This window comes from Brachybacterium subflavum (assembly GCF_009299795.1).
GTDB classification, from domain to species: domain Bacteria; phylum Actinomycetota; class Actinomycetes; order Actinomycetales; family Dermabacteraceae; genus Brachybacterium; species Brachybacterium subflavum.
Window position 1 is genome coordinate 730,158 of the sequence record NZ_VIGP01000001.1, and the last position, 23,502, is coordinate 753,659.

The window sequence follows — 23,502 nt, forward strand, 5'->3', positions numbered from 1 at the left end:
GCGGAGGCGGGCTGCGCGGTCCGGCGGGATCTCGGAGGCCGGCGGTGCTCCGGGCGGTGGTGACCTCGGAAGTCGGTGGCGCAGCGGGTGGCTGGCGGCGACCTCAGAGGCCGGCGGCGCTCCGATGCGCGGCGACCTCGTCCATGTGGTCGACGGCCCAGGTGCGGAGGATCTCGAGCGGTTCGAGCAGGGTGCGGCCCAGATCCGAGAGCTCGTACTCCACGTGAGGCGGGATCTCGGGGTACACGGTGCGGGTGACCAGGCCGTCGGCCTCCAGGGAGCGGAGAGTCTGGGTGAGCATCTTCTGGCTGATGCCGTCGATGCGCCGCGAGATCTGCGAGAACCGCAGGGGGCCGTCCTCGAGCGTGCCGATGATCAGCACGGTCCAGCGGTCGCCGATGCGGTCCAGCAGCTGGCGGGACGGGCAGACGCGGTAGGGGTCGTAGAGGGCGGGGGCGGACATGGTGGGTTCCTCCCGGGGCGCGGCAGAAGGTTACTGCAAGGTGCCTACTTCCCCAAGGGTACTCGGTTACCTACAGTGAGCGTCGTGGGTGCGGCACACGTCGCACCGCCCGGCGGATCCGCCGGGCATGAGATCGATCAGGGCGCTCGACGCCCCGAAGGAGACACCATGACCAGCACCTCCCGCATCGTCGTCCTCGGCGGCACCGGCTACGCCGGCTCGCTCATCGTCGAGGAGGCCGCGCGCCGCGGCCACGACGTCGTCGCGGTGAGCCGCACCGCCCCCGCGTCCCTGCCGGCGGGCGCCTCGCACCGCCCGGGCGACCTGCGCGACGCGGCATTCCTCGCCGACGTCCTGGACGGGGCCGACGCGGTCGTCGCCACGAGCTCCCCGCGCGGCGGGCTCGCCGAGCCCGGCGTGCTGCGCGCCGCCTACGATCAGCTCGCGCGCCTCGCGGAGGACAAGGGCGTGCGCCTGGGCGTGATCGGCGGCGCCGGCTCCCTGCACGTGAGCGAGGGAGGCCCGCTGCTCGTGGACACCCCCGAGTTCCCGGCCGAGTTCCAGACCGAGGCCCGCGAGCTGGGCGCCGTGCTCGAGGACCTGCGCGCCGAGACCGGCGGGCTCGACTGGTTCTTCCTGAGCCCCGCCGCTGGCTTCGGCGGCTACGCGCCCGGCGAGCGCACCGGCTCCTACCGTGTGGGCGACGACGTCCTCGTCTCCGACGAGAAGGGCGAGTCCTTCATCTCCGGTGCGGACCTCGCGATCGCCGTCGCCGACGAGATCGAGCAGCCCGCTCACCGTCGGGCGCGCTTCACCGTCGCCTACTGACCCGTCCGGCTGTCGGCCCCGCAGAAGATATGAGCGTGGCGAGCCGAGATCCGTCGATCTCGGCTCGCCACGCTCATATCCTGCGTTTCGCGGAGCACGAAGGGAGGTCAGTCCTTCGCGACCTCCTTGACCTTCACCTTCTTCGAGCCCGCGCCGCGGACGACCAGCGCGAGCGCGATCGCGGCGAGCCAGAGGTCCTTGGACAGCGGCGTGCCCGCGTGGGAGGGGCGGATGCCGTCGGCCTGGGTCATCTCGGAGTTGCGGAAGTACATCGAGAGCATGCCGGCGCTGAAGGCGCCGAGGCCCAGGCCGGCCACGCGGGTCGGCACGAGCGGCAGCAGCAGCGCCGAGCCGACGGCGATCTCGCCGAGGCTCACGAGCCAGCCGAACTGCTTGGGGGACAGGCTCTCCACCTGGGGGATGCCCTGGGAGGCCATCTGCTGGAGACCGGTGGCGGCCTCCTCGGGGAGGCCGAGCTTCCCGATCCCCGAGTTCAGGATGTATGCGCCGGTGACGCCGCGCAGGATGGTGTTGCTGAGGCTGAAGGCCATGGGGACTCCTTGATCGAGAGCGGTCCGTGCAGGACGAGAGTAGTGAATCGGGCCGGGAGCGGGGGAGCGGTGCCCGGTGTGGTGCGCGAGGACTCACGGGGATCCCGCGGGATGCCGCTGCGAGCGCGTGCTCTCGCCCACGACGGCCGCGCGCGACGGGCATCCTGGCCGTTCGGCCCGTAGACTCCGATCCCGTGGCTCTCACCATCGGAATCGTCGGACTGCCCAACGTCGGCAAGTCCACCCTTTTCAACGCTCTCACCCGCGCAGAGGTCCTCGCGGCGAACTACCCGTTCGCCACGATCGACCCGAACGTCGGCGTGGTGCCTCTGCCCGATCCGCGGCTCGGCACCCTCGCCGAGATGTTCGCCAGCGAGAAGCAGGTCCCCGCGACCGTCTCCTTCGTGGACATCGCCGGCATCGTCAAGGGAGCGAGCGAGGGCGAGGGACTGGGCAACAAGTTCCTCGCGAACATCCGTGAAGCCGATGCGATCTGCCAGGTCACCCGTGCCTTCTCGGATCCCGATGTGATCCGGGCCGAAGGGTCCGACGGCCCCTCGGGCGACATGGAGACCATCACCACCGAACTGATCCTCGCCGACCTCCAGACCCTCGAGAACGCGCGCCCGCGCGTCGAGAAGGAGGTCAAGCGGAAGCTCACCGAGGCCGCCGTGCTCGACGCGATGGACGCCGCGAAGGGCCTGCTGGAGACCGGCACGACACTGTTCCAGGGCGCTGCCGGAGCCGGGATCGACGTCTCGCTGCTCCGCGAGCTGCAGCTGATGACCGCGAAGCCCTTCATCTATGTCTTCAACACCGACGAGGAGGGGCTCGCGGACGAGGCCTCCCAGCAGGCGCTGCGCAACCTCGTCGCCCCGGCCGACGCGATCTTCCTGGACGCCAAGTTCGAGTCAGAGCTCGCCGAGCTCGACGAGGACGAGGCGCGGGAGATGCTCGAGAGCACCGGCCAGGCCGAGTCCGGCCTCGACCAGCTCGCGCGCGTCGGCTTCCACACGCTGGGCCTGCAGACCTACCTCACCGCCGGCCCCAAGGAGTCCCGCGCGTGGACCATCCCGCAGGGCGCGACCGCCCCGCAGGCCGCCGGCGTGATCCACACGGACTTCGAGCGCGGCTTCATCAAGGCCGAGATCGTCAGCTTCGACAAGCTCGTCGAGGCAGGCTCCATGGCCGACGCCAAGGCCCACGGCTGGGTGCGCATGGAGGGCAAGGACTACGTGATGGCCGACGGGGACGTGGTTGAATTTAGATTCAATGTCTAAAGTGGGCTTCTGACCAGGAATTTTATATTCGCAGCTTCGGATCTTGCTCGGCGGGCGAGTTTCGATTCAACATCTGCTGGAACGCGTTTTCCCTGCTGACCTGTGACTTTGATCGGCTCCTGCGGAGCTTCTGCAGGGGCCGAGTCTTGCTTTTGCGGTGCGTGGGCGGAGCGGGCAAACCGCGTCGGCTGGCCTGTTTCGGGGTGGGTTCGAGTCGTTCGACGCGCGATCTCTCGGCAGGTGTGTTGACTCAAGAATCAGTATGACTCAAAACTCGGTTGCTTCAGCAGCATCGAGGTTCACCGGGCTCGTTGGGACTGCTGCACGGATAGGTGACACGTGATCTGGGTTCCCTGAGGGGTGGCCTGGAAGGATGTGCGCCATGCTGGCTCCCTACCCCCGAGAGTTCCGTGAGGGTGTCGTGCGGGTGGCCCGGTCCCGTGAGGACGGTGTCACTCTCGCGCAGATCGCGAAGGACTTCGGCGTCCACGAGATGACGCTCCACAAGTGGATCCGCCAAGCCGACATTGACGAGGGCAACCGGCCTGGCAGGGCCCGGGCGCATGCTGCCGAGACGAGAGAGCTCAAGCGCCGGGTGCGCCTCCTCGAACAGGAGAACGAGGTCCTTCGCCGCGCTGCCGCCTACCTCTCCCAGGCGAACCTGCCGTCAAAAGGCTCCACCCCCTCGTGAGTGAGCTCGCCGCTGATGGGATCCCCGTCGCGGTGTCCCTGCGGGTCCTGAAGCTCTCCCGGCAGCCCTACTGCCGGTGGTGTTCCCAGCAGGTCACCGCCGGCGAGCTGGACGAGGCATATCGCGCGAACGCCCTGTTCAATGCTCACCGAGACGATCCCGAGTTCGGATCGAGATTCCTTGTCGAGGAAGCTCGCGCCGCGGGCGTGGCGATGTGTGAGCGGACCGCGTGGAGGATATGCCGGGACAACCAGTGGTGGTCCACCTTCGGCAAGAAGCGAGGGAAGAACGGCAAGCGTCCCGGGCCTCCCGTGCACGATGACCTCGTGAAACGGGACTTCACTGCCGACGACGTCGACGAGGTCTGGCTGACCGATATCACCGCGCAATGGACCGGCGAGGGCAAGCTCTACCTCTGCGCGATCAAGGATGTGTTCTCCGGTCGGATCTCGGGCTACTCCATCAGCGACCGGATGAAGGCCCGTCTCGCGGTGAACGCCCCGGCGAATGCGATGTCCCGACGCGATAGCGCAGCGGGTTGCATCGTGCACTCGGACCGCGGATCCCAGTTTCGAGCGCGGAGCTTCGTGCATGCCCTGAACCGTCATCACCTCATCGGATCGATGGGGAAAGTCGGTGCTGCCGGAGACAACGCCGCAATGGAGTCATTCTTTGCCCTGCTGCAGAAGAACGTCCTGGACCGCAAGCGATGGCGGACGCGAGAGGAGCTCCGGATCGCGATCATCACCTGGATCGAGCGCACCTACCACCGCCGTCGCCGGCAAGCCCGACTGGGCCGATTGACCCCCATCGAATACGAGACCATCATGAAGTCGGCCTCGTACCTAGCGGCCTGACACGATAACTGTCACCTGACCGTGCAGCAGTCCCGGGTTCGGTCTGGCCCGCACTCTTCACGAGGCGGGGCATCGGGTGCAGGTCGCGGCACCCTCGAAGTTGATCCACCCGCCCGGGGACCGGGGTCAAGAGCGACCGCAACGATGCAATGCTGCTGGCTCGTCTGGATCGTGCCGGAGCCATCGTGCCGGTCCGGATCGCCAGGCGAAGCCAGAAGCAGCCCGTGACCTCGTCCGCTGCCGTGACGATGCCCGACGTGACCTGATGAGTGCCCGTCAGCGTCTGGGAAAGCTCGCTCTGCGCAACGGGTATGTGTTCGCCGGGAAGACAAACTGGGGCAAGGAGCACAGGGCCTGGCTTCGGGGTATACGACGTGACCAACTGGGTGGTGCCGGCGTCGGAACGCTGATGACGTTCGATGACTGCGACGACACCGTCCAGCACGCGTGACCGGCTCGACGCCGCGATCCTCGAGCTCGCCGAGGACAGCGAGTTCACCTCCCGAGAGCTGGCCTCCTGGTGCTGGTCACCGGCGACGATGGAGGCATAGCCCGTAGAGACCGCGTTCATGGGCGATCCCGAGCGCCTGGGGACGCAGTGTGAGGAGGAGACCGGAGAAAGGGCTGTGACCAGACCGCACGGGCGACGCTGGATCTCGGACAAACTCCGCTCCTCCTACCGAAACAGCGTCATGCGGTAGCCAACCCGCGCATATCAGGCTGACCACGCGTCGAACTGACACGCGACATCCCCAGGCGCACCCCGCTAACGCCGAAGCGGGGGCACCCACCGGCCGGTGGACACCCCCGCTTCACCCTGCCCACTTGACAGGAAGCGCTACATAGCAACCCTGTGTCAGCGGAACGCTGATCGTCGTGGGAGAACCCCGCGGTTCCTGGCCGCCGAGGCGATCGAAGCTGTTCCTCTAGGCGGTCTCGCCGGGCAGCTTGTACGCGATCACGTCGACGTTCTGGATGCTCGGCTCGGTGCTGAACAGATCAGCTCCCTGTGCAGCGAGTGCCTGGCCGACGCCACCGGAGAGGTGGGTCTGGCGGGCCTCGTCGTCGGGGAACACGTCGAAGATCCCGAAGGTGGATTCGTCGAACTGCAGGGCGAACCAGGCTCGCGTACCCTCCTCCTGCTCGACGATGGGGCGGGCGCTGCGGAGGAAGTCCGCGACGTCCTGCTGCTTCCCCGGCTTGGCGTGAACGATGACTGACAATGCAGTGTTGATCATGGTTTCCTCACTTGTCCTGGCTGAACAGCTCGACCATCGCGGCGTTGAAGGCCGGGAGATCCTCGGGCGAGCGGCTGGTGATCAGGTTCCCGTCGCGCGCCACCTCTCCGTCGACGACGTTCGCTCCGGCATTGCGCAGGTCGGTGCGGATGCTCGGGTACGAGGTCAGCGTCCGACCCTTCGCGACACCGGCCTCGATCAGCGTCCACGGTCCGTGGCAGATCGCGGCGACCGGCTTGTCGGCGACCATGATGTCGCGCACGAATCCGACGGCGTCGGTGTCCACGCGCAGCTGATCGGGGTTGACCGTGCCGCCGGGAAGCAGCAGGGCGTCGTACTCGTCGGCCGAGGCGGACTTCACCAGGGCATCGACCGAGAATGTCCCGGCCTCGTCCAGGTCGTTCTCGCGTGCCTTGATCTCGCCCTCGTGCAGCGAGAGCAGCACGGTCGTGGCCCCGGCGTCCTGAAGAGCCTGTCGCGGCTGCTCGAGCTCCACGCGCTCGACGCCGTCGGCGGCCAGGATCGCGATCCGCTTGCCATGCAATTCGTCTGCCATGTTCTGCTCCGTTCTGCGAGAGATGACGGCTTGCCTGTGGGGGCGAGCCGCAGGCTGTCCGTACCGGGCAGCGTGGTTCGGGTGCAGGACGACTCGGGTGCAGTCGTCGTTGCGCTCATCGAGGTCCCGGCAGGTGGTGGCTGCCGATTCTCGGGCCGGGTCCTGGGGGACGGAGAAGAAGCTTCGGCCCGGAGGTCGTCGCTGACGTTCCGCCATCGACGGCGGGCCTTCTTCGCCGGGGCCTGGCCGAATGTGAGTGCCTGCCCCTGAGCCAGTGTAGACCTCGTACGTCAGGGACAGGGCGCACGTGGCCATCTCATCCGGGACGCCGGGACGCCGGGACGCCGGGACGCCGGGACGCCGGGACGCCGGGATGCCGGGGCACGAGGACGTCGACGCCGCCGCAGGACGTGCGGTCAGCGTCGTTCGAGGGTCACCGGTTCCCGACCTCATCCGCAGACAGGGCGGAGCGCCTGCTGACCGCGCGGGGAAGGCACACGGCGAGGGTCACCGATCAGGTGACGCAGCCTGCTTGTCCGATGCGCTCCCTGCGACGAGGTTATCGCCCTCGTCGCAGCCGTACGACGCTCACGCCCGGGAGGCGGCCTCCCGGAGCGCGGCTTCGAGGTACGGTGCCGACGCACCGGCTCCGGACGAGGCGACCTGCGCGGGCGTGCCTGAGGCGACCACCGTGCCGCCATCGTCCCCCGCCCCGGGCCCGAGGTCGATGACGTGGTCGGCCACGGCGACGATGCGCATGTCGAGCTCGACCGCGACGACGGTGTTGCCTGCGTCCACGAGGGTCTGGAGATGCGTCACGAGCCGATCGGAATCGGCGCTGTGCAGCCCGGACGTCGGCTCGTCCAGGACGTAGAGGGTGTCCCCGCGCTGGGATCGTTGGAGCTCGGAGGCGAGCTTCACCCGCTGCGCCTCACCTCCGGACAACTCGGTGGCCGGCTGTCCGAGACGGAGATATCCGAGGCCGACGTCGACCAGTGCCGCGAGCGACCGCATGATGTCGAACTCGCCCTGGAAGAAGTTGTGGGCCTCCTCGACGCTCATGGCGAGGATCTCCGCGATGTTGCGGCCACGCCAGGCGATCTCCAACGTGCTGGACTGGTAGCGGGTGCCGTGGCAGTCGGGGCACTCGGTGTAGACCGAGGGGAGGAAGAGCAGCTCCACCATGACGGATCCTTCGCCCTTGCAGGTAGGGCAGTGACCGCCGGTGACGTTGAAGGAGAACCTGCCCGCCTTGTAGCCGCGAGCGCGAGCCTCGGGCGTCTCCGCGAACCTCCGCCTCACGTGGTCGAACAGGCCCGTATAGGTGGCGACGTTCGAGCGCGGGGTGCGACCGATGGGCTTCAGGTCGATGCTCACGACGCGGCGCACCCCGTCGACGTCGCCGCGGATCTCCCCTCGAGCTCGTCGGGCTCATCCGACAGCAGGAGCTCGTCCCCTTCGGCGGCGTCAGCATCCTCCGCCTGGTCAGCTCGTCCCTGCCGTTCGCCGAGCAGCGCGGGCAGTGCCTGGCTGACCAGGCTGGACTTGCCTGATCCCGACACTCCGGTGACGGCCGTGAACACCCCGAGCGGGAAGGAGATCGACACGTCGCGCAGGTTGTTGCGAGTGACGTGCTCGAGCCTCAGCCGTCCCTGCGGTTCGCGAGGCGTCCGGCGGGGCAGGCCGCTGCCCCCGAAGACATAGCCGCGGGTGACGGACTCCTCCACCTCGGCGAGCCCTTCGTAGGGCCCGCTGTAGACGACGCGGCCGCCGCGCTCACCCGCGCCGGGCCCGATGTCGACCAGCCAGTCGGCGTGCCGCATCACATCCACCGAATGCTCCACCACGAACAGGCTGTTGCCCCGGCGCTTGAGCCCGTCGAGGATGCCGAGCAGAGCGCTGACGTCCTGCGGATGAAGACCCGCGGACGGCTCATCGAGCACATAGACCACACCGAACAGCTCAGAGGTCAGCTGGGTCGCGAGTCGCAGGCGCTGCAGCTCCCCGCCGGAGAGGGTGGGAGTGGTGCGGCCCAAGGACAGGTACCCCAGGCCCGGATCGATGATCGGACGCAGCCTGTTGACGAGCTCCGCGCCCAATCGCGCTGTCGCGGCCAGCTTCTCGACCGAGCGGTCAGGCGCCATGCGCGCGTCCTCGGCCGCGGGGGCGGATCCTCCGGCGTCGATCCGCTGCCCGGCGTCGCGTCGGTCAGCCTGGCCAGCTGTGCGGCCCGCCGACTCGGCCCCGTCGAGAGCGCCGACAGCTCGCTCGACCGCCTGGTCGATCAGCGTGGAGAGCTCCGCGAGCGGCAGCGCGGAGAGATCTGCGACGTCGAGACCCTCGAACGTCACGGACAGGGCCTCCGGCTTCAGCCGCTTCCCATGGCAGGCAGGGCAGGGAGCGACCGAGAGGAACTCCGCCACGCGTCGCTTCATCGACTCGCTCTTGGTGTTCGCGAACGTGTCGAGCACGTACCGACGCGCGCCGACGAAGGTGCCCGAGTAGCTCGGTTCGACGCCCGCCGCGGTGGCGGCCCGAGCCTCGGCGAGAGTCAGCCGCGAATGGACCGGGACATACGGCGTCTCGTCCGTGTAGAGGATCCAGTCCCGATCCTCCTTCGGCAGATCCTTCCAGGGCACATCGACGTCGTAGCCGAGGGCGACGAGCACATCGCGCAGCTGATGACCGTGCCAGGCCGTCGGCCAGGAGGCGATGGCCCGCTCGCGGATCGTCAGTGAAGGGTCCGGCACCATCGTGTCCTCGATGACCTCGTACACCCGGCCGATGCCGTGGCACTCCGGGCATGCGCCCTGCACGGTGTTGGCGGAGAAGTCCTCGGCGTAGAGCATCGGCTGATCATCGGGGTAGTGGCCGGCCCGGGAGTAGAGCATGCGCACCAGCGAGGAGAGCGTGGTGATGCTGCCCACCGAGAACCGCGCGCTGCGGCCCCCGCGCTGCTGCTGAAGAGCGACGGCCGGCGGCATGCCCGTGATGGAGTCGACGTCCGGGACGGCTGCCTGGTCGATGAGGCGACGGGCGTAGGGAGCGACGGACTCGAGGTAACGGCGCTGGGACTCCGCGAACAGGGTTCCGAAGGCCAGGGACGACTTCCCCGAGCCGGAGACCCCGGTGAACACCACCAGAGCGTCGCGGGGGACCGTCAGGTCGATGTCCTGGAGGTTGTGCTCGCGCGCGCCGAGAACCTGCACGTCGGGCTGAACGGGTGACGAGTCCGTCGGTGCGGACCTGCGTGCTCCGACCATGCCGGCGACACTAGCAACGCGTTCCACCGATCGGTCGGAGCATGGCCCGGTCCTCCACGGTCCACCTGCCCGTGGCGCCTGTCGCCGCAGCCGCGGCGGGCACCTCGGTGGAGGGCGAGGCTCCTTCTGGCCTATGCTCGAAGAGAGCCGAGGCCGCGGGTGACGGGCATCCAAATGACCGTGGCACTTCCGCGACCGGGCCATCCACAACTGGAGGAGATCGTCATGGCAAGCAGCAACCGCGCCGTCGTGTTCCAGAACGTCAAGGACATGCGCGTCGAGACCCTCGACTTCCCGAAGCTCGAGATGCCGAACGGCAAGAGCGCCCCGCACGGCGTCATCCTCAAGATCGTCGCCACCAACATCTGCGGCTCCGACCTGCACATCTACCGCGGTTCCTTCCCCGTCCCCCAGGGCATGGTGATGGGGCACGAGATGACCGGCGAGGTCGTCGAGATCGGCCCCGACGTCGAGTTCCTCTCCGAAGGCGACCTGGTCTCGGTTCCCTTCAACGTCGCCTGCGGCCGATGCCGCAACTGTCGTGCCCGCCACACCGAGGCGTGCGAGACCGTGAACCCCGACGTGTCCTGCGGCGCCTACGGGTTCAACCTGGGCGACTTCCAGGGTGGGCAGGCGGAGTACCTGTTCGTCCCCTACGCCGACTTCCAGCTGCTCCGCTTCCCGGACAAGGACCAGGCCATGGAGAAGATCCGTGACCTCGCCCTTCTCTCGGACATCCTGCCCACCGCGTTCCACGGCCTCGTCGAGGCCGGGGCCAAGCCCGGCTCCACCGTCTACATCGCCGGCGCCGGACCTGTGGGACGCTGCGGCGCCGCGGCGGCCCGTCTTCTGGGTGCGTCCTGCATCATCGTCGGTGACTACCACCAGGACCGGCTGGACCTGATGAAGAACAACGGCTGCGAGACCATCGACCTGAACCAGGACGTGCCGCTGACCGATCAGATCGAGGCCATCCTCGGCGAACCAATGGTGGACTGCGCCGTCGACTACGTCGGCAACGAAGCCCACGGGATCGGCCGCGAGGCCGAGGACATGAACCCGGCTCACGCCATCAACCAGGTCATGGACGCCACCCGCGCAGGCGGCGCCACCGGCATCGTCGGCGTCTACGGCCCCGACCCGCTGGCCTCCTCCAAGGCCGAGCAGGAGGGCACCTACCCGCTCGACTTCGGCAAGGCGTGGATCAAGTCGCCTCGGATCTCCGGCGGCCAGGCCCCGATCATGCACTACAACCGTGAGCTGATGATGTCGATCCTCTGGGACCGCATGCCCTACCTCAGCGACATGCTCAACACCCAGGTCATCAGCCTCGACGAGGCCCCCGACGCCTACGCGAAGTTCGATACCGGTGTCTCGGAGAAGTTCATCATCGATCCCCACGGCATGATCCCCGCCTGATCCCGGGCCGTCATGCACCCGGCCCGCGATCGTCGCTCCAGCGTCGGTCGCGGGTCGGTTCTGTGCACGGATCCGTCGCCGATCCCGTCCTGGACGATGCCCGGGTCGGGCCTGGCGCCGGTGGGGCCGGCATGCCGGAGCTCAGCGGCGGTGACGAGTGCGCAGGGGCGTGATCGGGGGAGACGGGGGCAGGTCGCTGCGACGCTCCTGACGCCCCTCACCTCTCGATCCGGATCGCCTCGCAGGGCGAGGGGGACGATCACTTGTGCCGGGGCCGCCGGCCCGCGCACATCGCGGAGGGACCGGTGTCACCGGCGCCGGTCCTGGCGGGGAGCTCCAGCGGGTGTGTCACGCGGACGAGCGCCGGTCCACCGCGGGGGCCGGCGCGGAGAAGGTCCGAGGGGGCCGCAGCGACATCGCCCACGGCGGGGCCGTCGGGATGCGCCGCGGCGCCGCCCGGCGCCGGCCGGGCACGCCCTGCGGCGAGGAGGATCACGTGGCGCTCTGCGCCGCGCGGGGATCGACTGCGGCATCAGTCCACCGCATCCGGTGGGAGGGGACAGGGTCCGGGCGTGCCGTCACCTGCCCCCTCACCACGGGATGCGGTGGGCGGTGGTCACCGGATGGCGGAGCGGATGGCGGCGGCCGCGGCGGCGACGTCCGATGCGCTGTAGATGGCGCTGCCCGCGACGGCCACGTCTGCTCCCGCCTGCTGGACGGCCTCGACAGAGTCCGCACTGACGCCGCCGGCGACGGAGAACGGGACCTCGGCGGCCTTGCCGGCGGCGAGCAGGGCGTCGAGGCTGTAGCCGTCCTCCGCCTGCTCGTCGAGGCCGGCGTGCATCTCCACGAAGACGGCGCCGAGGGCGACGACCTCCCGGGCCCGTGCGGCCTTGTCGGACACGCCGATCAGATCGACGACGACGCCCTTGCCGTGCTTGGTCGCCGCGGCGACCGCTCCGGCGATCGTGCTGTCACCGGCGACGCCGAGCACGGTCACCAGATCCGCTCCGGCAGCGAAGGCGATGTCAGCTTCCAGCTCGCCGGCATCCATGGTCTTGAGATCGGCGAAGACGGTCTTGTCGGGGTGGGCGGCCTTGACCGCCGTGATCGCCGCGAGGCCCTCGCTCTTGATCAGAGGGGTGCCGAGCTCGAGGATGTCGACGTAGGGGGCGGCCTTCGCGGCCAGGTCGAGGGCGGACTCGGTGGTCAGGGTGTCCATGGCGAACTGCAGTCGCATGTCAGGGTGTCTCTTTCTTGTGGTGGTGTCGATGGTGGAACGGGGAAGAAAGGTCATTCGAGGTTGGCATGACGGGGCCAGAGCGCATCCGCGCTCTGTCCGCTCTTCTGCCACAGGACGTCGAAGAGAGCGTCGCCGACGAGGACGAGGAGCTGCTCGAAGAGGCTGCCGGCGTACTGGGCCGACTGCTGTTCGGACCGGTCCGTCTTCGTCGCCGCCCGGATGACCAGGACGGCGTGGGACAGCTGAGCAAGCGGTGACTCGGGGTCGGTCGTGATCCCGATGACGCGGGCACCGACGGATCGCGCCGTCTCAGCCGCGCTCACCACCCCCGAGGTCGTGCCGGAACCGCTGGCGGTCAGGAGCAGGTCACCCTCTCCGATCGCAGGGGTCGTCGTCTCACCGACGACGTGGACCTGCAGCCCGAGGTGCATGAGGCGCATGGCCGTCATCTGCAGCGCGAGCCCGGACCGTCCAGCCCCGTGGACGAAGACTCGCCGGGCGTCCGCTGTCAGCTCGACGGCGGCCGCGAGCGCGGGCGCGTCGGGAAGGGCAGCTGCCCCCTCGATCTCGTTGACGATCCGCGTCAGCGAATCCTGGATACCTCGTTCTTCCATGTCGACCATCTTGGGCCGGTCCGCGGCGGTCCACTGCTGCCCAATGAGCGGGGCGCCCCCTTCGATCGGGTGGGCCTCCCGGATCGAGCTAGAGTAGGGGAGTGAGCGACCTCCCGACCCCGCTGGAACGTGCCCGCTCCCTGTCGCGGGACCGTGCCCTGACCGAGCAGGCCGATCAGCATGCGATCACCCTCGAATCGATCCTTGCCGTGCTCCGCTCCGGCCGACTCGCGGATGCGGCCGCGCGCAGGGAGGCCACGGAGATCGCCTCCTCCGCGCTCATCCGTGCTCGTTCGGTCCATGCGCAGCAGGAGAGCGTGCTCGAGCCGGTAGCCGAGGCATTCTCGCGCCTGCGCACCGAACTGCGTCCTCTGATCCGCTCCGGGCCGCTGCACGTCCAGTTCGCCGAGCCTCCTGCGCGAGGGCGGGCGCTGCCGGGCCCGGTCGCTCGGGAAGCCCGCGCCATCTCCCGCACAGCAGTGCTCTCGCTCATGGACCGCGCGGACGCTGCGCGCGCCCGGATCGGCTGGGACTGCGATGGCCGCCACCTGCTGATGGAGGTCCGTGACGACGGGGGAACCGCGGTGACGGCGCACGACGACTCCTTGCGTCCGATCGTGGAGCGAGTGGTGGCGCTCGGGGGAACAATGGACGTGGAGACGACCCCGGGCTGGGGGACGACGCTGCGGATCGAGATTCCACTGGACCCACCCAGCGCAGCGCTCACCGTGGAGGGCGCCGAGGAGCTCACCGACCGCGAGAAGCAGGTGCTGCGCCTGGTCGCGACCGGGATCTCGAACCAGCGCATCGGCGACCAGCTCGGGATCACGGCCAACACGGTGAAATACCACGTGGCCAACCTGCTGCGGAAATACGGCGCCCGCACGCGCGCCGAGCTCGCAAGCATCGCTCACTCCCATGATGCGCACTCTCCGAGCGCCCAGACTCGATAGCGGGCCTCGGTCCGGACGGTGACTGCGGTGCCCCGACCTGGCATCCGGCGCGGCAGATCCCACCATCGCCGGTCGGCCGGCACTGCGAGCGGTGGCGTACCCGCAGCATGGGCGTGGGTCCGGGCTGTCGAGCGAAGGTGACCACCAGCGGACATGGTGCGCATCCTTCTGGGCCGCCCATCGGCCACGCCAGAAGAGTCACCTATCCGTGCGGCGGTCCCCCTTCTCAGGCCTTGAGCACGCGGCACCGACATTCTGCCGACCAACCCCTGGGCGCGCCTCGGGGCCGGGCCGAGGCGCACTCCGGGTGGGCGGGCACGAGGCTCAGATCAGGCCGTGCTCCTCGAGGAGCTGACCGATCTCTCCGTGCTCGAGCCTGTCGCGCAGGTAGCTGCGCAGCGCGGCCGGGCCGGGGATCTCCACCTTCTTGCCGTCGCGCATGCGCGCCGAGGCCTCGAGGAGGTCGCGCACGTCATACGTGGAGCCCCAGGTCTCCGGCACGCCGCGCTCCACGTCGAGGAGCTCGTAGACGGCCTCCATGCCGGTGCGCACCGAGTACTCGGTGGTGAAGATCGTGTCGCGTCCGGTCTCCGCGAACTGCCCGAGGAACGCGAAGTTCTCGGCACCCTCCGGGACGACCCGAGGCCGATCCCCAGCGCGGCGGGGCATGAAGAAGCTCGTCACGTAGGGCATCATCACCGGCACGCACCGGGCGCCGGTCGCCGCGAGCTCAGCGATCTCCTCCACGGGCACACCCAGGTGATAGAGCCACTCCTGGGTGATCTCCTCTCCGGTGCACTGCGACAGGGGCTTCTTCACGTAGTCGCCCTCGACGTCGACGAACAGGCCGTAGACCCAGACGACGATCTGATCCTTCGGCTGCTTCTTGAAGTGCGGCTGGCGATTGACCGTCCAGCTCAGCAGCCAGGAGGAGTCCTCGGCGGTGACGATGCCGCCGGTGACCACGCGGCCGCTGAACGGATCGCGCTGGGCGATGCGCTCGATGTAGGCCGGGATGCGCTGATCGAGCGTCGTGACCGTGGCCGATTCCCACTTCGTCTCCTCGATCGAGGAGCAGAAGACCTCCGGGCGCCCGAACGACGGGTCCTTCTTCGCGATGCGCTTCCACAGGTCCCAGGCCGGGGCCGGGCCCTCATGGAGCACGGCGGGGGTGTGGTGGTCACCGTCATCGGAGTTGTCCACGAGCGACCCGATCGTCATCAGCGCGAGGTCGTGCTCACCGAGCTCGATGGTCTCCTCGGCGCCGTCGCGGCGGCAGCGGATCGCGGTGGCGCGGATCTCGCCGTTGCGGTGGGCGAAGTCCACATCGAGGACCTCGGTGTCGGACTGGAAGACGACGCCGTGTTCGGTGAGGTAGTGCATGAGCGGCAGGACGAAGGACTCGTACTGGTTGTACTTCGTGAACTTCAGCGCCGTGAAATCGGGCAGTCCGCCGATGTGGTGGACGAACCTGTGGAGATAGAGCTTGACCTCGAGCGCGGAGTGCCACTCCTCGAAGGCGAACATCGTCCGCCAGTACATCCAGAACGGCGAGTCGAGGAACTCACGGCCCATCACCTCGTCGATGCGCTTGCCCTCCATCTCCGCGCGCTCGGCGAGAAAGATCCTGAGCAGGTCCTTCTGCGCCCGCTTCGGCAGGCTGAAGCGGCCCTCGTGGCCCGCGTCCTCGCCCTGACGGACGGTGGCCCGGCGCAGCGAGTAGTTGGGGTCGTCCTTGTTGAGCCAGTAGAACTCGTCGAGCACGGAGGCGTCCTCGAGCTCGAGCGAGGGGATGGAGCGCATCATGTCCCACAGGCACTCCATGTGGTCCTCCAGCTCCCGGCCGCCGCGGATGACGAAGCCCTTGTCCGGCACGTCAAGGCCGTCGAGCGCACCGCCGGCGACGTCGTCCTTCTCGAGGATCGTGACGTTGGCACCGGGGATCCCGGCGTCGCGGATCAGGAAGACGGCTGCCGCGAGCCCGGCCAGCCCGCTGCCGACGATGTAGGCCTTCGTCTCCTGGGCGTGCTGTGCGGGGCGGGGACGCGCGAACGCCTCGTAGTTACCTGCAGTGTGCTGCATGGTCCATCCTTCCCGACGCGTGCCGGACGGCGGTCATCCGGCCTCGTAATTGAGTGTACTCAATAATGAGTCGACTACAATCGGGGTGTGAGCACTCAGGATGCCATGCGGCACGGGCGAGCGGCGGCGCTGGGCAGGCGCGAGCGGGCGAAGGCGGAGAAGCGCGCCCGCATCCTCGCTGCGGCGCGCGCGCTGTTCGAGGAGCGCGGTTTCGAGCGGACCTCGATGAGCGAGGTCGCGCGCGCGGCTGATGTGGCCGAGGGGACTGTCTTCCAGTACGCGGCGACGAAGGTGGAGCTGCTCATGATGGTCGTCGATGCGCTCTGGGGAGCCCACGAGCAGGCGAACACGGCCCCGGCGCGCTCCGCGCCGGCGGCGGGGGAGACCGCGGCCCAGATCGCGGCCCTTATCTCGCCGTTCGTCGCCGCGATGCGCCGCTGGCCCGAGCCCACGACGTGGGTCGCCCGCGAGATCCTCTTCGGTGCGGATATGCCGCACCGCCAGCGGGTCCTCGGCCGCGTCGAGGGGCTCGAGGAGCAGATCGCCGCGCGCCTGCGCGACGACCGGGCCGGCGCCCCCGGCGCGGCTGCGGCAACCGGCGCCCGGCTCATCGTCACCGGGGTCCTCGCCGAGCTCAACCGCTCCCGGCAGGGGCGCATCGACGGCGAGGACGTCGATGTGGTGCTCCGCCGGCTCATCGACCTCGTGGTGGCGGGGGTGGGCGCCGCCCGGTGACCCGGAAGCCGTCCGGGCCGTTCGGGCCGCCGCTGGCACCGGCCGGCGCCGCCGCGATTGCCCACCGCGCGGCCGGGCCTCGCCCGATCGGCGCACACGCTGGGACGGTGTCGCCCTGCGGTGAGGGCGCGTAAGGTCGGGAACCCGATTCTTGAGGAGGTCGACGATGCTGAACTGGTTGCGGAAGCTGCGACGGGTCCGCGGGGGTGCCCGGGCCGTCGAGCAGGGCCCCGAAGCCGTGGGCAAGCGTGCCGGACGGCGCGCGATCGACAAGGCGGCACGGCGCGCGCTGCGTTGAGCCGCTCAAGCGACTCGGATGCGCGAGGCATCCTGCACGCACCTGGGGTGACACCAGCCCCTCAGCCCGTGTGCGTCCCGACGTTGACCACTGACCCCGCGGAATCCCGGTAGAAGAAGCGCGTGACGCCCCAGTCCTCACGGGTCAGGGGATGGACGATCTCCACGCCGGCGGCGATCGCCGCCGTGTGCGCGGCCTCGATGCCGTCGACGAAGATCGTGCATGCTGGATTCTCCGTGACCGTCGCGTCCCGGGTCATCAGGCTTAGCTGGTGGCCGTGGGCATCCGCGAGCGTCACGATCCAGCCGTGGTCCCGGGAATGCTCTGATCACTCGGCTTCGAACTCCCGGATCACCCGGGCCGGCACGCCCCCGACGGTGGTCCGCGGCGGGACGTCCTTGGTGACGACCGCCCCCGCGGCCACCACAGCGCCCTCGCCGATCGTCACTCCCGGGAGGAGTGTCGCGTTCGCTCCGATCCATGCGCTCTCGCCCACGACCACGGGTCGGGGGATCGTGGTGGCGCGCCGGGAAGGCTCCAGGTCGTGGTTGAGGGTGGCGATGACGACGTTGTGGCCGATGAGGCAGTCGTCGCCCAAGGTGATGCCGCCCTGGTCCTGGAACCGGCAGCCGGAGTTGATGAACGCCCGCTCGCCGATGCGGATGTTCTTCCCGCAGTCGGTCGTGAACGGCGGGAAGAGCCGGAACGAGGAGGGAACCTCGCGCCCGGTGAGTCGCGACATGATCTCCACCCGCTCGTCGAGCGTGGTGACGCGGGTGTTCAGCTTCATGCACAGGGCGATCGCCTCGTCGGCGAGGTCGTCCATCATGCGTGCCGCCGGGCCGCCCGGGAGCGCGGGCGCGCCGGCGTCCATCTGCGCGAGGAACGTCTCGAGGTCCATGCGTCGTCCTTCTCCGTCGTCCTTCGTCGTCGCCATCCCGCTCACTTGCCGCTGAACACGGGGAAGGCGCTGGACTCGCCGTAGTCCTGACCCTTCATGCTCCTCAGCGTCGTCATGTCCTTCTCCGAGATCTCGAAGTCGAGCTGCGCGTTGGAGCGCATGTGCTCCGGGTTCGCGGTCTTCGGCAGAGGCACGGTGCCCAGCTGGAGCGCGTAGCGGATGCACAGCTGCGGGACGCTCGCGCCGTACGTCTCGGCCATCTCCTGCACCTCGGCGTCGTCCAGGATCTCGCCGTGCGCGATCGGCGAGTACGCCTCGACGAGGATGCCCTGCGCACGGCAGTACTCCAGCAGATCGTGCGGGGTGTTCCCGGCGTGCACCAGCAGCTGGTTCACGTGCGGGACGACGTCCGCGATCTCCAGAAGGCTCTCGAGGTCGGACTGCAGGAAGTTGGAGACCCCGATGGCGCGGATCCGACCGGACCGGTGCGCCTCCTCGAGGGCCTTCCACGCCTGACGGTTGCCCTCCGCGTAGTCGCCGCCGCGGAAGTCGTCCCAGGGCTGCGGGCTGTGGATGAGCATCAGGTCGATGCGGTCCAGGCCGAGCGTGCGCAGGGACTCGTCGATCGCGGCGACCGCGCCGTCGTAGTCCTTGATCTCGGCGGCGAGCTTCGTGGAGACGAACAGGTCGTCGCGGTCCGCTCCGGAGGTGCGGACGCCCTCCCCGACGCCCCGCTCGTTGCCGTAGGCCTGCGCGGTGTCGATGTTGCGGTAGCCGATCTCGACCGCTGACCGCACGACCTCGGCGGCCTTGTCGTCGTCGATGAACCAGGTGCCCAGGCCCAGCTTCGGGATCTCGACGCCGTGGGCGAGGGGATAGGTCTGGTCGAGGATGCTCATGCGCGCTCTCCGCTCGTCGGCAGCTGGTCGTAGAGGTCGTCGGCGACGGGCTCCAGCCATTCGTTGGAGACGTCGTCGCCCGGGGTGATGAAGGCGAGGTGGGAGAACCAGGCGTCGGCCTTCGCGCCGTGCCAGTGCTTGGTGCCCGCCGGGACCCGGATCACGGTTCCCGGCTCCATGCTGATGGGCTCCTCCCCGTCGGCCTGGCACCAGCCGGAGCCCGCGGTGCAGATCAGCACCTGGTCCCCGCCGCCGCTGCTGCCGTGGTGGATGTGCCAGTTGTTCCGGCAGGCAGGTTCGAAGGACACGTTGCTCACCGGCGCGCTTCCCTCGGTGAGCGGAGCCAGGTAGCTGCGGCCGATGAAGTACTGCGCGAAAGCCTCGTTCGGTTCCCCGAGCGGGAACATCTGGTCGAATCCGTCGTCCGTCGTCATGGGTGCCTCCTCATCATGGATCGCGCGGCCGAAGGGACCGCGCCGATCGTGTGGTCCCCACTCCAGCACGGTTCCGGCGCGCGGGGGAGTCTCCCGCGAGAGGGGTTCTGCGGGGGACTCCTTCCTCGCGGCGCCCGCGCGTACCCTCGGCCCATGGACAATCGAGCCGAGGTGCGCGAGTTCCTCACCTCGCGCCGCGCCCACGTCTCGCCCGAGCAGGTGGGGCTTCCCGCCGGGAGGAACCGGCGGGTGGCGGGCCTGCGGCGCAGCGAGGTCGCGGCCCTCGCAGGGGTGAGCGTCGAGTACTTCACGAAGCTCGAGCGCGGCGCGATCAGCGGCGCCTCCCCGGAGGTCCTCGACGGCGTCGCGAGGGCGCTGCTGCTGGACGACGCGGAGCGCGCCCATCTCTTTGATCTCGCGCACGCCGCCAGCCCCGTCGCGCGTCCGCCCCGCAGGCATCCCTCCCGGAGCTGGAGGCCGCACGAGAGTCTGCAGTGGATCCTCGACGCCGTGACCGCCGGCCCCGCGTTCGTGCGCAACGGACGCCTCGACATCGTCGCCGCGAATCCCCTCGGCCGGGCCTTCTACCAGGACGTCTTCGACATGCCGGGGCAGACGCCGAACATCGCCCGGTTCACGTTCCTGGACTCCCGGGCGCTCGACTTCTACCCCGACTGGGAATATTTCGCCGGCGTCACGGTGGCGATCCTGCACACCGAGGCGGGCCGCGATCCCCACAACAAGGAGCTGCACGACCTCATCGGAGAGCTCTCCACGCGCAGCGACGAGTTCCGCCGTCTCTGGGGCTCGCACGACGTGCGCCACCACGGCACGGGGTCCAAGACCTTCCGCCACCCCGTCGCGGGCGAGATCACCGTCGCCTACGAGGGCATGGCGATGGAGTCCGAGCCGGGGCTCACGCTGACCGTCTACGCGGCCGAGCCCGGGTCCGAGTCCGCCGAGCGGCTCCGGCTGCTGGCCTCGTGGGCAGCGAGCGAGGTCGGGGCGGACGGCGCCGACTCGGAATCGGTCAACGGCGGCGCAGCGCCGGGTCTGTGACGGCGGGCACGGGTACCTGATATCGGTCCTGAGGTGCGATGTCGTCGCCGGGTCGGCAGAGAATATCGATCCTGTCCAGTGTCGCGTCGTCGAGGGTGGTCTCGGCGGCCCGGAGGTTCTGCTCGAGGTGTTCCGGCGTGCGCGGGCCGATCAGGACGCTGCTGACGGCAGGGTGGGCCTTCACGAACGCCAGCGCGAGCTCGGGGAGGGAGATCCCGAGGTCGCCGGCGATCTCGCGCAGGCCGTCGAGGACGTCGAGCTTGTGCTGGGCCTCGGGGGTCGAGAGGTCGAACTCCGCCGTGGCGAGGTGGGCGCGCGGCGTGTCCACCGGCTGGTCGCGCCCGATCTTCCCGGCGAGCCAGCCGTTGGCGAGGGGGCTCCATACCAGGATGCCCAGGCCGTGCTTCTGTGCGACCGGGAAGATGTCTGCCTCGACGGCGCGCTGGAAGATCGAGTACGACACCTGCTCGGTCATCGGGCGCGAGAGCCCGCGCCCCCGGGCGACCCACTGCGCCTCGACGACGGCATGAGCGGGGTATGTGGAGGTGCCGAAGTCGATGATCTTCCCCTCCCGCTGGAGGTCGGTCAGTGCAGAGAGTGTCTCTTCGATGTCCGTGTCCCAGTCGGGGCGGTGGACCTGGTAGAGGTCGATGCGGTCGGTGCCCAGTCGGCGCAGGCTGCCCTCGACGGCCTTGCGGATGTACCGGCGCGAGGCGCCTCCGGCCAGCGGACCCTGGCTCGTCGTGTTGCGGAACTTCGTGGCGAGCACGATCTCATCCCGATGGCTGCCGAGGGCCTTCCCGAGAAGCTCCTCGGACTCGCCGGCGCTGTAGACATCGGCGGTGTCGAAGAGGGTGATGCCTGCGTCGAGAGCCCCATGGATGAGTCGATCGGCCTCGGCCTGGCCGACACCACCCCAGGCGCCGAGGTTCATCGCGCCGAAGCCGAGCACGCTGACGTTCATGCCGGTGCGGCCGAGTGTGCGCTGTTCCATGATGCTGCTCTCCTTCTGATGCTCCTGACGATTCCCGTCAGGGTCGGTCGTGTCGCCTGTCCGTGCGGGCCCGCATACTCGCTCTCGCGAAAGCGGCGGGATCAGTCGGCGACGAGGTGTGCGATGACGGGGGAGGCGGTGAGCTGCTCGAGCTGCTGCGCAGAGGCGTCGTAGCGACCGATGTGGACGAGCTCCTCGCGCGGCTCGAATCCGTCCGGGCCGTACCAGAACGCGATGCTGTTCCGCGGGGTGGAGCAGATGACGTCCCCGGGACGGTTGCCGGAGGCTGGTGAGCCCTCGAAGTCGAGCCCCTGGTCGAGGCGGACGAGCTTCTCCAGGCCCTGGTTGTCCGCGAATTCCAGACCCTCCAGCGGCAGCTGGGCGATCAGCGATCGAACGGTGGGGTTGTCCTGATCGACGGAGGCGTCGATGCTCGTGCGGTCGTTGTGGAAGCGAAGGGCGGTGCCGAGGATGTCGGTCATGGAAGGTCTCCGGAGGTGGTGGGGGAGGTGAGGTCGGGCGCGGTCACTCATCCACGGCACCCCGCGGCCAGCACAGCGATCCCGGCCAGCGCCTCGGCGGCCATAACGGTGTAGACGGCGATCCGCTCGGGGATGCCGTCGACGTCCGTGCCGGTCGTGGCCAGCAGATACACGAAGGCGAGGATCCCGAGCGCGCCCAGGGCGATGAGAGCTCCGCCGAGGCCGCGCGAACGTCGGTGGAGCAGGTGGGTCCCAGCGACGATCGCCGCGGCGTTCCCGGCTCCGATCGCCAGCAGTGCTCCGAGCCCGTGGAGGACGGCGGTGCCGTCGTCGACGGCGGCCTGGGACCCATGGAACAGCCCGACGAGGCTGATGCCGACCGCGTGGGCCAGCGCCAGGGCGAGGTATGCCCACCGCGGCCCGTTCCGCACGATCGCGGGCTGGATCAGGAGAGCCGTGATCAGGAACACGAGCCCGTGCAGGATGAACCCGGCGTTCATCACGGCGTGCAGGGGCGAATCCACCATGCGGCCCTGGAACTCGGCGATGTCGGGGACGCCGAGGTCGCTGATGTAGTTGAAGGCGTAGCTGTAGGCCGGGTCCCGCCACGCGGAGGCGGCGATCGCCTCCGCTCCCACGTACATCGCGGCGTTCAGGATCAGCAGCACTGCACCGATCCGGTATCGGAGCCCGCTCAGGGGCGGGGTCACGGCACGGGCGGCGGACGTGTCGGCGGTGCCCGGGTCCCCCAAGCTCATGCAGAGGGGAGGCTGAGGCGGGTGAGGCGCTCGGCCTCGGACCACAGACGAGCGGCAACGTCCGCGTCCTGCCCGCGCGTGGACACCTTGGCGGGGCCGGGCGGGCCGACGAGGTGGAGACGGGGGCCGTAGTAGCCGGCCTGGACCACGTCCGGCTGGGTCGCGGCGTAGAGCATCGGAGCGGCCCCGGCCGCGGCCGAATGCTGCGGCGTGATCCGCCAGGCGATGCGGATCGCCAGTATCGGGGTGTCGCCGTACTGCTTGCCGTTCTCGAAGATGCTGGTGGAGGCGTTGCCGGGGTGTGCGCCCAGCGACAGCAGGTTCCAGCCCCGGCGCTCGGCGATGCGGGCGAGCTCGCGGCTGAGGAGCAGGTCGGCGAGCTTCGAGCGCCCGTAGGCGCCATTGGCGTCGTAGCTCTTCTCCCAGTTGAGGTCATCGAAGTCGATGGGGGACTGGTTCCCGCTGGACATCGTGACCACGCGGGGTGCGTCGGCCTCGAGCAGCAGAGGGAGCAGCCGCAGCGTCAGGGCGAAGGGGCCGAGGAAGTTCGTGCCCAGCTGCATCTCGAACCCGTCCGACGTCTCGTAGCGCCGGGGGAGCATCATGACGCCGGCGTTGTTCAGCAGCAGATCGAGCGGCCGCCCCTCAGCGATCAGCTGCCCCGCGAACTCCTCCACGCTGGAGAGGTCTGCGAGGTCGAGGCGCCGGACCTCGACCCCGGCACTCGGATGCTGGGCGAGGATATCGGCCCTCGCCTCTTCGCCCTTGGCGGGGGAGCGCACCGCCATGATCACGCGCGCGCCCGCTCCCGCCAGGCCCCGCGCCGCCTCCTTGCCGGTGCCGCTGTTCGCGCCCGTCACGACGGCGAGCTTCCCGTGCTGTTCCGGAACGTCGTAGGCCACGG

The 23,502-nt window shown here is 69.3% G+C and carries 24 protein-coding genes and 1 pseudogene; 9 read left to right on the plus strand and 16 right to left on the minus strand.

Annotated features, from left to right (window positions below; genetic code table 11):
- Positions 1 to 103: 103 nt before the first annotated feature.
- Positions 104 to 463, minus strand: coding sequence for a winged helix-turn-helix transcriptional regulator (locus FHG10_RS03170; protein WP_152351850.1), 360 nt, complete (start codon positions 461 to 463; stop codon positions 104 to 106).
- Between the two features lie 168 nt (positions 464 to 631).
- On the opposite strand from FHG10_RS03170, the gene FHG10_RS03175 reads away from it, so the two are divergent.
- Positions 632 to 1,291: an NAD(P)-dependent oxidoreductase gene (locus tag FHG10_RS03175; protein WP_152351851.1), complete on the plus strand. Its 660-nt coding sequence runs from the start codon at positions 632 to 634 to the stop codon at positions 1,289 to 1,291.
- Positions 1,292 to 1,398: 107 nt separating this feature from the next.
- On the opposite strand, the gene FHG10_RS03180 is transcribed toward FHG10_RS03175, so the two are convergent.
- Positions 1,399 to 1,842, minus strand: a complete 444-nt coding sequence (locus tag FHG10_RS03180; RefSeq protein WP_152351852.1) for a DoxX family membrane protein — start codon at positions 1,840 to 1,842, stop codon at positions 1,399 to 1,401.
- Positions 1,843 to 2,036: 194 nt separating this feature from the next.
- Between FHG10_RS03180 and ychF the strand changes: the two genes are divergently transcribed.
- The 3 genes from ychF (at position 2,037) to FHG10_RS18370 (ending at position 5,221) form a co-directional block, all read left to right on the plus strand.
- Positions 2,037 to 3,122, plus strand: coding sequence for a redox-regulated ATPase YchF (gene ychF / locus FHG10_RS03185; protein ID WP_152351853.1), 1,086 nt, complete (start codon positions 2,037 to 2,039; stop codon positions 3,120 to 3,122).
- Positions 3,123 to 3,504: 382 nt separating this feature from the next.
- Positions 3,505 to 4,670, plus strand: a protein-coding gene (locus FHG10_RS03190; protein WP_152351854.1) for an IS3 family transposase whose coding sequence is annotated in 2 segments (ribosomal slippage) — positions 3,505 to 3,789 and positions 3,792 to 4,670 — 1,164 coding nt in all. Because the reading frame shifts where the segments join, the coding sequence is not laid out codon by codon here.
- Between the two features lie 419 nt (positions 4,671 to 5,089).
- Entirely contained in the window at positions 5,090 to 5,221 is a 132-nt protein-coding gene (locus FHG10_RS18370; RefSeq protein WP_264674020.1) for a hypothetical protein, read from the plus strand.
- Positions 5,222 to 5,596: 375 nt separating this feature from the next.
- On the opposite strand, the gene FHG10_RS03195 is transcribed toward FHG10_RS18370, so the two are convergent.
- The 3 genes and pseudogenes from FHG10_RS03195 to FHG10_RS03210 form a co-directional block, all read right to left on the minus strand.
- Positions 5,597 to 5,908 carry a putative quinol monooxygenase gene (locus FHG10_RS03195; protein WP_152351855.1) on the minus strand — a complete coding sequence of 104 codons (312 nt, stop codon included), beginning with the start codon at positions 5,906 to 5,908 and terminating at the stop codon, positions 5,597 to 5,599.
- 7 nt (positions 5,909 to 5,915) lie between these two features.
- Positions 5,916 to 6,464: a type 1 glutamine amidotransferase domain-containing protein gene (locus tag FHG10_RS03200; RefSeq protein ID WP_152351856.1), complete on the minus strand. Its 549-nt coding sequence runs from the start codon at positions 6,462 to 6,464 to the stop codon at positions 5,916 to 5,918.
- Between the two features lie 588 nt (positions 6,465 to 7,052).
- Positions 7,053 to 9,727, minus strand: a pseudogene (locus tag FHG10_RS03210) (excinuclease ABC subunit A).
- 225 nt (positions 9,728 to 9,952) lie between these two features.
- Here FHG10_RS03210 and FHG10_RS03215 point away from each other — a divergent pair.
- Positions 9,953 to 11,146, plus strand: coding sequence for an alcohol dehydrogenase catalytic domain-containing protein (locus FHG10_RS03215; protein ID WP_152351857.1), 1,194 nt, complete (start codon positions 9,953 to 9,955; stop codon positions 11,144 to 11,146).
- A gap of 616 nt (positions 11,147 to 11,762) precedes the next feature.
- Here the strand turns inward: FHG10_RS03215 and hxlA are convergent.
- Complete coding sequence (hxlA, locus tag FHG10_RS03220; RefSeq protein ID WP_152351858.1) at positions 11,763 to 12,386, minus strand: 3-hexulose-6-phosphate synthase; 624 nt, start codon at positions 12,384 to 12,386, stop codon at positions 11,763 to 11,765.
- A 53-nt stretch (positions 12,387 to 12,439) separates the two neighbouring features.
- A complete protein-coding gene (hxlB, locus tag FHG10_RS03225) occupies positions 12,440 to 13,012 on the minus strand; it encodes a 6-phospho-3-hexuloisomerase (RefSeq protein WP_152351859.1) in 573 nt (190 codons plus the stop codon).
- Between the two features lie 92 nt (positions 13,013 to 13,104).
- On the opposite strand from hxlB, the gene FHG10_RS03230 reads away from it, so the two are divergent.
- Positions 13,105 to 13,956, plus strand: a complete 852-nt coding sequence (locus tag FHG10_RS03230) for a helix-turn-helix transcriptional regulator (protein ID WP_152351860.1) — start codon at positions 13,105 to 13,107, stop codon at positions 13,954 to 13,956.
- Between the two features lie 324 nt (positions 13,957 to 14,280).
- Here the strand turns inward: FHG10_RS03230 and FHG10_RS03235 are convergent, their stop codons facing one another.
- Positions 14,281 to 16,038 carry an oleate hydratase gene (locus tag FHG10_RS03235; RefSeq protein WP_152351861.1) on the minus strand — a complete coding sequence of 586 codons (1,758 nt, stop codon included), beginning with the start codon at positions 16,036 to 16,038 and terminating at the stop codon, positions 14,281 to 14,283.
- Positions 16,039 to 16,125: 87 nt separating this feature from the next.
- Between FHG10_RS03235 and FHG10_RS03240 the strand changes: the two genes are divergently transcribed.
- Together FHG10_RS03240 and FHG10_RS18375 are read left to right on the plus strand one after the other, a co-directional pair.
- Entirely contained in the window at positions 16,126 to 16,773 is a 648-nt protein-coding gene (locus tag FHG10_RS03240) for a TetR/AcrR family transcriptional regulator (protein ID WP_227488000.1), read from the plus strand.
- Positions 16,774 to 16,939: 166 nt separating this feature from the next.
- Positions 16,940 to 17,071 (plus strand): hypothetical protein, encoded by a 132-nt coding sequence (locus FHG10_RS18375; protein WP_264674021.1) that lies wholly within the window; start codon positions 16,940 to 16,942, stop codon positions 17,069 to 17,071.
- A gap of 61 nt (positions 17,072 to 17,132) precedes the next feature.
- Here the strand turns inward: FHG10_RS18375 and FHG10_RS03245 are convergent, their stop codons facing one another.
- The 4 genes from FHG10_RS03245 to FHG10_RS03260 are packed head-to-tail and all read right to left on the minus strand — an operon-like array spanning position 17,133 to position 19,305.
- Positions 17,133 to 17,369: a VOC family protein gene (locus tag FHG10_RS03245; RefSeq protein WP_193636175.1), complete on the minus strand. Its 237-nt coding sequence runs from the start codon at positions 17,367 to 17,369 to the stop codon at positions 17,133 to 17,135.
- A 30-nt stretch (positions 17,370 to 17,399) separates the two neighbouring features.
- Positions 17,400 to 17,972: a DapH/DapD/GlmU-related protein gene (locus FHG10_RS03250; RefSeq protein ID WP_152351862.1), complete on the minus strand. Its 573-nt coding sequence runs from the start codon at positions 17,970 to 17,972 to the stop codon at positions 17,400 to 17,402.
- Positions 17,973 to 18,013: 41 nt separating this feature from the next.
- Positions 18,014 to 18,871, minus strand: coding sequence for an aldo/keto reductase (locus FHG10_RS03255; RefSeq protein ID WP_152351863.1), 858 nt, complete (start codon positions 18,869 to 18,871; stop codon positions 18,014 to 18,016).
- Positions 18,868 to 19,305, minus strand: coding sequence for a cupin domain-containing protein (locus tag FHG10_RS03260; RefSeq protein WP_152351864.1), 438 nt, complete (start codon positions 19,303 to 19,305; stop codon positions 18,868 to 18,870). Before FHG10_RS03260 ends, FHG10_RS03255 begins: the two co-directional genes overlap by 4 nt.
- Before the next feature lie 153 nt (positions 19,306 to 19,458).
- On the opposite strand from FHG10_RS03260, the gene FHG10_RS03265 reads away from it, so the two are divergent.
- Complete coding sequence (locus FHG10_RS03265) at positions 19,459 to 20,364, plus strand: helix-turn-helix transcriptional regulator (protein WP_152351865.1); 906 nt, start codon at positions 19,459 to 19,461, stop codon at positions 20,362 to 20,364.
- Here the strand turns inward: FHG10_RS03265 and FHG10_RS03270 are convergent.
- The 4 genes from FHG10_RS03270 to FHG10_RS03285 form a co-directional block, all read right to left on the minus strand.
- A complete protein-coding gene (locus FHG10_RS03270; RefSeq protein ID WP_152351866.1) occupies positions 20,336 to 21,358 on the minus strand; it encodes an aldo/keto reductase in 1,023 nt (340 codons plus the stop codon). The two genes, FHG10_RS03265 and FHG10_RS03270, sit on opposite strands and share 29 nt — an antisense overlap.
- 101 nt (positions 21,359 to 21,459) lie before the next feature.
- Positions 21,460 to 21,840, minus strand: a complete 381-nt coding sequence (locus FHG10_RS03275) for a cyclophilin-like fold protein (RefSeq protein WP_152351867.1) — start codon at positions 21,838 to 21,840, stop codon at positions 21,460 to 21,462.
- A 47-nt stretch (positions 21,841 to 21,887) separates the two neighbouring features.
- Positions 21,888 to 22,598 (minus strand): DUF998 domain-containing protein, encoded by a 711-nt coding sequence (locus tag FHG10_RS03280; RefSeq protein ID WP_227488001.1) that lies wholly within the window; start codon positions 22,596 to 22,598, stop codon positions 21,888 to 21,890.
- Positions 22,595 to 23,500 (minus strand): SDR family oxidoreductase, encoded by a 906-nt coding sequence (locus tag FHG10_RS03285; protein WP_152351868.1) that lies wholly within the window; start codon positions 23,498 to 23,500, stop codon positions 22,595 to 22,597. The genes FHG10_RS03280 and FHG10_RS03285 overlap by 4 nt, the downstream gene beginning before the upstream one ends.
- Positions 23,501 to 23,502 lie beyond the last annotated feature (2 nt).

Bases quoted from the DNA above. Each gene is read 5' to 3' on its own strand.
- FHG10_RS03260 (WP_152351864.1), bottom strand. From the start codon at position 19,305: ATGACGACGGACGACGGATTCGACCAGATGTTCCCGCTCGGGGAACCG.
- FHG10_RS03215 (WP_152351857.1), top strand. From the start codon at position 9,953: ATGGCAAGCAGCAACCGCGCCGTCGTGTTCCAGAACGTCAAGGACATG.
- FHG10_RS03200 (WP_152351856.1), bottom strand. From the start codon at position 6,464: ATGGCAGACGAATTGCATGGCAAGCGGATCGCGATCCTGGCCGCCGAC.
- FHG10_RS03250 (WP_152351862.1), bottom strand. From the start codon at position 17,972: ATGGACCTCGAGACGTTCCTCGCGCAGATGGACGCCGGCGCGCCCGCG.
- FHG10_RS03180 (WP_152351852.1), bottom strand. From the start codon at position 1,842: ATGGCCTTCAGCCTCAGCAACACCATCCTGCGCGGCGTCACCGGCGCA.
- FHG10_RS03270 (WP_152351866.1), bottom strand. From the start codon at position 21,358: ATGGAACAGCGCACACTCGGCCGCACCGGCATGAACGTCAGCGTGCTC.
- FHG10_RS03280 (WP_227488001.1), bottom strand. From the start codon at position 22,598: ATGAGCTTGGGGGACCCGGGCACCGCCGACACGTCCGCCGCCCGTGCC.
- FHG10_RS03275 (WP_152351867.1), bottom strand. From the start codon at position 21,840: ATGACCGACATCCTCGGCACCGCCCTTCGCTTCCACAACGACCGCACG.
- FHG10_RS03265 (WP_152351865.1), top strand. From the start codon at position 19,459: ATGGACAATCGAGCCGAGGTGCGCGAGTTCCTCACCTCGCGCCGCGCC.
- hxlB (WP_152351859.1), bottom strand. From the start codon at position 13,012: ATGGTCGACATGGAAGAACGAGGTATCCAGGATTCGCTGACGCGGATC.
- FHG10_RS03170 (WP_152351850.1), bottom strand. From the start codon at position 463: ATGTCCGCCCCCGCCCTCTACGACCCCTACCGCGTCTGCCCGTCCCGC.
- FHG10_RS18375 (WP_264674021.1), top strand. From the start codon at position 16,940: ATGCTGAACTGGTTGCGGAAGCTGCGACGGGTCCGCGGGGGTGCCCGG.
- FHG10_RS18370 (WP_264674020.1), top strand. From the start codon at position 5,090: ATGACTGCGACGACACCGTCCAGCACGCGTGACCGGCTCGACGCCGCG.
- FHG10_RS03175 (WP_152351851.1), top strand. From the start codon at position 632: ATGACCAGCACCTCCCGCATCGTCGTCCTCGGCGGCACCGGCTACGCC.
- FHG10_RS03235 (WP_152351861.1), bottom strand. From the start codon at position 16,038: ATGCAGCACACTGCAGGTAACTACGAGGCGTTCGCGCGTCCCCGCCCC.
- hxlA (WP_152351858.1), bottom strand. From the start codon at position 12,386: ATGCGACTGCAGTTCGCCATGGACACCCTGACCACCGAGTCCGCCCTC.
- FHG10_RS03255 (WP_152351863.1), bottom strand. From the start codon at position 18,871: ATGAGCATCCTCGACCAGACCTATCCCCTCGCCCACGGCGTCGAGATC.
- FHG10_RS03195 (WP_152351855.1), bottom strand. From the start codon at position 5,908: ATGATCAACACTGCATTGTCAGTCATCGTTCACGCCAAGCCGGGGAAG.